The sequence below is a fragment of the Ramlibacter sp. genome, from assembly GCF_035706265.1.
In the GTDB taxonomy this organism is placed as follows: domain Bacteria; phylum Pseudomonadota; class Gammaproteobacteria; order Burkholderiales; family Burkholderiaceae_C; genus Ramlibacter.
Genome location: NZ_DASSVG010000679.1, coordinates 1 through 5,665 on the forward strand (window position 1 = coordinate 1; position 5,665 = coordinate 5,665).

6 protein-coding genes are annotated in these 5,665 nt (G+C 70.5%); 4 read left to right on the plus strand and 2 right to left on the minus strand.

Annotation, left to right across the window (positions count from 1 at the left end; translation table 11 throughout):
- The coding region (locus VFM98_RS24405; protein ID WP_325112488.1) for an FAD-dependent oxidoreductase at window positions 1-703 on the plus strand (703 nt) is incomplete at its 5' end.
- Window positions 704-818: 115 nt separating this feature from the next.
- Window positions 819-2,573 (plus strand): hypothetical protein, encoded by a 1,755-nt coding sequence (locus VFM98_RS24410; protein ID WP_325112489.1) that lies wholly within the window; start codon window positions 819-821, stop codon window positions 2,571-2,573.
- Here the strand turns inward: VFM98_RS24410 and VFM98_RS24415 are convergent.
- Window positions 2,566-2,826 carry a hypothetical protein gene (locus VFM98_RS24415; RefSeq protein ID WP_325112490.1) on the minus strand — a complete coding sequence of 87 codons (261 nt, stop codon included), beginning with the start codon at window positions 2,824-2,826 and terminating at the stop codon, window positions 2,566-2,568. The genes VFM98_RS24410 and VFM98_RS24415 overlap by 8 nt on opposite strands.
- 175 nt (window positions 2,827-3,001) lie before the next feature.
- Here VFM98_RS24415 and VFM98_RS24420 point away from each other — a divergent pair, with 175 nt between their 5' ends.
- On the plus strand, window positions 3,002-4,495 hold the full coding sequence (locus VFM98_RS24420; RefSeq protein WP_325112491.1) for an AMP nucleosidase: 1,494 nt from the start codon (window positions 3,002-3,004) through the stop codon (window positions 4,493-4,495).
- Between the two features lie 24 nt (window positions 4,496-4,519).
- On the opposite strand, the gene asd is transcribed toward VFM98_RS24420, so the two are convergent.
- A complete protein-coding gene (asd, locus tag VFM98_RS24425) occupies window positions 4,520-5,398 on the minus strand; it encodes an archaetidylserine decarboxylase (protein WP_325112492.1) in 879 nt (292 codons plus the stop codon).
- Between the two features lie 109 nt (window positions 5,399-5,507).
- Between asd and VFM98_RS24430 the strand changes: the two genes are divergently transcribed.
- Window positions 5,508-5,665: ATP-binding cassette domain-containing protein (locus VFM98_RS24430; protein WP_325112493.1), on the plus strand; the 158-nt coding region annotated here is incomplete at its 3' end.

A 5,665-nucleotide genomic window follows, 5' to 3' on the forward strand; every position in this document is an offset into this window, starting at 1 on the left:
GGGCAAGACCGGAATCGACCTGCGCCTGCACAGCAACGTCGCCGCGATCGCGCGCGGCGACGACGGGCTCGCCCTCACGCTGGAGAACGGCGAGACGCTGGCGGCCGACGCGGTGCTCTATGCCACCGGCCGCGTGCCGAACGTCGCGGGGCTCGGCCTCGACGCCGCCGGCATCGCGCTGACGCCGCACGGCGCCATCGTGGTCGACGAGGACTTCCGTACTTCCGCGCCTTCGGTGCTGGCGGTGGGCGACGTCTGCTCGCGCCTGCAGCTCACGCCGGTGGCGCTGGCCGAGGCGATGGTCGTGGTGGACCACCTGTTCGGCGAAGGACGGCGCCGCATGGAGTACGAATGCATTCCCACCGCCGTCTTCACGCACCCGAATATCGGGACGGTGGGGCTCACCGAGGCGCAGGCGCGCGAACGCTGCGGCGCGCTGCGCATCTTCCGCTCCGAGTTCCGCCCCCTCAAGCACACCCTGAGCGGCAGCAGCGAACGCACGCTGATGAAACTGGTGGTCGATGCGGCGAGCGACCGGGTCGTCGGCCTGCACATGGTGGGCCCGGAGGCCGGCGAGATCGTGCAGGGGTTCGCGGTGGCGATGAAGGCCGGGGCGACGAAAGCGGTGTTCGATGCAACGATCGGAATCCACCCCACTGCGGCAGAGGAGTTCGTGACCATGCGTGACCCGGTTACGCGCTGAGCCATGCCCGGGCCGCGCGTGACAACTTCACGCAAGTCGCTTCGCGTCGGACTCGGACTACAGGATTTACACGCCCTTTGCGGTGCAGTTCCTGCCTCAGGCGTTCAATAAACGCATGAGCGCAAACACCACGAGAACCGGCGGGCTGGGCTGCCGCCGGTGGACCCCCGGCATCGCAGCCCTGGCGATCGCCGTCGGTTCGGTGGCAGTTGCCCAGGTGGTGTCGGTGCCCGCAGCCCATCTGAATCATGCCGAAGGCACGGTGGCGTACGCGCCGCAAGGCGAACAGGAGTGGCACGACGTGCAGCCGCGCCGCCTGCTCAAGCGCGGCGACCGGCTGTGGACCGACCGCGGCTCGCGTGCCGAGCTGCAGGCCGGCGGCCATGCGCTGCGCCTCAACGGCGAAACCCAGCTGATCCTCGAGAACGTGGGCGAGACGGCCACCCAGCTGAGCCTCACGCAGGGCAGCGTCGTGGCCACCGTGACGCGCGTGAACCCCGGGGACAGCTTCGAGGTGGGCACCCCCAACCTCGCCTTCCGCGCCCGGCAACCGGGCGACTACCGCATCGACGTCGATGCCAAGCACGGCGTCACGCGCGTCGTGGTCCACAGCGGCGCCGGCGTGGTGTACGGCGAGAAGGGCGAGGCGCTCGAAGTGCGCACCGGCCAGCACCTCACGTTCCGCGGCCGCGATCTCACGCGCATGCTGCAGCCGGCCTTCGCCGCCAACGACGATTTCGACCGCTGGGCCGGCGCACGCAAGCGCGGCGAACCCACGGTGAGCATGCCGAGCGTCGCAGCGGCGCCCGAGAAGGCCATCCCCAACACCGTCACCAAGGGCCGGACCATCGTGATCTCCGGCTCCGCCGCCAGCCTGAAGCAGCCGCCGGCGGAGAAGCACATCACCGCGAAGGAAGCACGGCCCGTCGAAGCCGCCATCGCGCAGCCCGTGGCGCCGGTGCGCCCTGCCACGGCCATCGCGCAGCCCTCGGTCAAGGTGCTCCCGCCCCCGGCAGGGCCGCTGAAGGTCGCCGCACCGGTGCTGCCGCCGGCCGCATCGCTGCAGTCCGCCGCCCTGCCCGCCGCACCGGCGCCGCAGGCCCAGGCCGCCGCGCGCGCGGAGCAGGAACGTCGCGCCGCCGCGGAACGCGCCGAGCAGGATCGCCGTGCCGCCGCTGCAGAACGCGCAGAACAGGACCGGCGTGCCGCCGCCGCGGAGCGCGCCGAGCAGGACCGCCGCGCCGCCGCCGCTGCGCGCGCGGAGGAAAAGCGCGCGCACGCCGCGGCCGAAGCGAAACGCGCCGAAGAACGCCGGCGCGCCGTGGCCGCCAAGCGGGCGGAAGAGGAACGCCGCCAGGTCGCCGCCAAGCGCGAACAGGAACACAAGCGCCAGCTCGCGGCGAAGCGCGCCGAGGAAGAAAAGCAGAAGAAGCAGGCGCTCGCCCACCGCGCCGCCGAGGAAAGACGCCTGGCCGCCGCCCGCAAGGCCGCCGAACAGCAGGAGAAGCTCGCCGAAGCGGCGCGCCGCCAGCACCTGGCGCGCCTGCAGGAGCAGGCCCGGCGCGAGGAGCAGAGCGCGCTGGTGCGCCGCGCCGAAGCGGCCCGCCGCGCCGACGAGAGCCGGCGCGACGAACTGGCCCGGCGTGCGGAACAGGCCCGCCGCGAGGAGCAGGCCCGGCGCGAGGAAGAAGCCCGCCGCGAAGAACAGGCCCGCCGCGAGGATTACGAGCGGCGCCAGCGGGCCCTGGCGGAGCAGGTGCGGCGCGAACAGGCGCGCCGCGACGAGGAAGTGTGGCTGCGCCAGCAGCAGCAGATCTACCAGCCCGTGCGGCCGCAGCCGATGGGCGTGCCGGCGCGCAGGATCAGTTGACGCGGCGCGTGTAGGTGCGCGTCATCGCGCCCGCCGCCTTCTCTTCTTCCGGCGGCAGGTAGATCGTCGTGCGGTCGATCTTGGCGTCGAAGGCGGCGATCTCGGCGCTCGCGCAGCGGATCACGGCGCGATCGAGCGGGTGGCACTGGCGTTGGCTCAGTTTGCTCAGTTGTTCGGAGCTGTCGATGTGCTGCTTCACCTGGGCGGGATCCACCATCAGGGCAAAGGGATTCGCGGCCAACGCTGTCGTCATTCTTGGACTCCTTGATTCGCTTTAATGGTGATGTGCGACGTTGTTCTGACTGACGCAGACTGTCGGTCCGGGCCGCAAAAACCAAGGTCAGCGGGGTCCGTGACACGCTGTAGGACGGATGCCCACCGCCGGGCGGGTGTGCGCAACCGTGGAAGGGGAGTTGCACAATAGGCACATGCCCTTCTTGCCGCCGTTCATCGCCCCGACCCTCCACACCGATCCGGAAAGCGCGCTGAACCAGGTACGCGCCATCTACGCGGAGCAGATCAACCACCTGCGCGAAGCGATGCAGCGCTTCGTGGCGGGCGAGGCGATGCCGGGGCGCGTGCGGGCCTGCTATCCGTACGTGCGGATCCGCACCGAAAGCGTGATGCCGCAGGCGGCGCTGGAGAACTCAGGCAACTCCTACGGCTTCGTCGCGAGCGCCGGCTGCTACGAAACGACGCTCACGCGGCCCGACCTGTACGCGAACTACTACCTCGAACAGTTCCGGCTGCTGCTGCAGAACCACGGCGTGCCGCTGGAAGTGGGCGTGAGCGGCGAGCCGATGCCGATCCACTTCTCCTTCGCGGAGCACGATCACATCGAGGGCAACCTGCCGCCGGCGCGCCGCATGCTGATGCGCGACCTGTTCGACCTGCCGGACCTCGGGCGCATGGACGACGGCATCGCCAACGGCACCGTGCGCTTCGGCCCCGAGCATCCGCTGCCGCTGGCCCTCTTCACCGCGGCGCGGGTGGACTACTCGCTGCATCGCATGCGCCACTACACGGGCAGCGCGCCCGAGTGGTGCCAGAACTTCATCCTGTTCACCAACTACCAGTTCTACATCGACGAATTCATCCGCCTCGGCCACGAGGAGATGAACCGGCCGGACAGCGAGTACGCCGCCTTCGTCGAGCCGGGCAACGTGGTGACGCGCCGCGTCGGCCTGCCGCGCGAGCCGATGGACAGCCTGGGCGCGCCGCCGCCGCGGCTGCCGCAGATGCCGGCCTACCACCTGGTGCGCCCGGGCCACGGCGGCATCACGATGATCAACATCGGCGTGGGCCCCGCCAACGCGAAGAACATCACCGACCACGTGGCGGTGCTGCGCCCGCATGCGTGGCTGATGCTGGGGCACTGCGCGGGGCTGCGCAACTCGCAGCAGCTGGGGGACTACGTCTTGGCGCACGCCTACGTGCGCGAGGACCACGTGCTGGACGAGGAGCTGCCGCTGTGGGTGCCGATCCCGGCGCTGGCCGAGATCCAGGTGGCGCTGGAGCAGGCGGTGGCGGATGTCACGCAGTGCAAGGGCGCGGACCTGAAGCGCATCATGCGCACGGGCACCGTCGCCAGCACCGACAACCGCAACTGGGAGCTGCTTCCGGGCAACGAGCCGCAGCGCCGCTTCTCGATCAGCCGCGCGGTGGCGCTGGACATGGAAAGCGCCGCCATCGCCGCCAACGGCTTCCGCTTCCGCGTGCCTTACGGTACCTTGCTGTGCGTGAGCGACAAGCCGCTGCACGGCGAGATCAAGCTGCCCGGCATGGCCAACCACTTCTACCGCGAGCGGGTGGACCAGCACCTGCGCATCGGCATGCGCGCCATCGAGATCCTGCGCCTGGGCGGCCCGCAGCGCCTGCATAGCCGCAAGCTGCGGGCGTTCGACGAGGTGGCGTTCCAGTAACGGCGTCCCGGCGGGGACGCCGCGTCACAAGGCCGCCTCGGTCTCGATCACCGTCCCCATCGCCTCCCCCAGCCGCACCGCCTTGCTCGGCGCCCAGTCGGGCGTGAAAGTGAGCACGTTCTTCGGGAACAGCATCACCACCGTGGACCCGAGCAGGAAGCGCCCCATCTCCTCGCCCCGGCGCAGGACGACGTCGCGGTCGTCGTAGCGCCACTCGCGCGCGCCCCGCGGGCGCGGCGGGTTCACCACGCCGTGCCACACCGTCGCCATGCTGCCGACGATGGTGGCGCCCACCAGCACCATCACCATCGGGCCGTGCGCGCAGTCGAACTCGCACACCACGCGCTCGTTGCGGGCGAACAGGCTCGGCACGTGGCGCGCGGTCAGCGGGTTGACCGAGAACAGGTCGCCCGGCACGTGGATCATGCGCCTCAGGCGCCCGTCGCACGGCATGTGGATGCGGTGGTAGTCCTTGGGCGCGAGGTACAGCGTGGCGAAGTGGCCGTGCTCGAACTTGTGCGCCAGCGCCTGGTCGCCGCCGACCAGCGCCCGCGTCGAATAGCTGTGGCCCTTGGCCTGGAACAGCTGGTCGTGCTCGATCGGGCCGAACTGGCTGATCGCCGCATCGACGGGGCAGATGAAGGGGGCGGCGGAAATCGGCCGCGCGCCGGGCTTGAGCGCGCGGGTGAAGAAGTCGTTGAAGGTGGCGTAGCTTTCCAGGCGCGGATCGGCCGCCTCCTGCATGTCCACCTTGTAGTGCTCGACGAAGCGGCGGATGCTCCATTGCGTGAGCGCGCCCAGGCGGGCGGAAGCGAACTTGCCCGCCAGCACCGTCAGCAGTTTCTTCGGCAGCAGGTACTGCTGGGTGATCGGCAGCGGCGGCAGCAGCGGGAACAAGCGCATCGACCTCTTCGGCAAAGGCCGAAATTCTACGGCTGCGATGCGCGCGCAGGGCGGCGCGCCCAGGCCGACGGCACGCATGCGCAGGCCGACGGCACAATAGCCGCCGCCCATGACCGAGCCGCTCTTCGATGCCCGTGCCCTCACCAAGCGCTATGGCGACAACACCGTCGTCGACGCGCTGTCCTTCCGCATCGAGGCCGGCGAATGCCTGGGCGTGATCGGCCCCAACGGCGCCGGCAAGACCACCACCATCCGCATGTGCCTGGG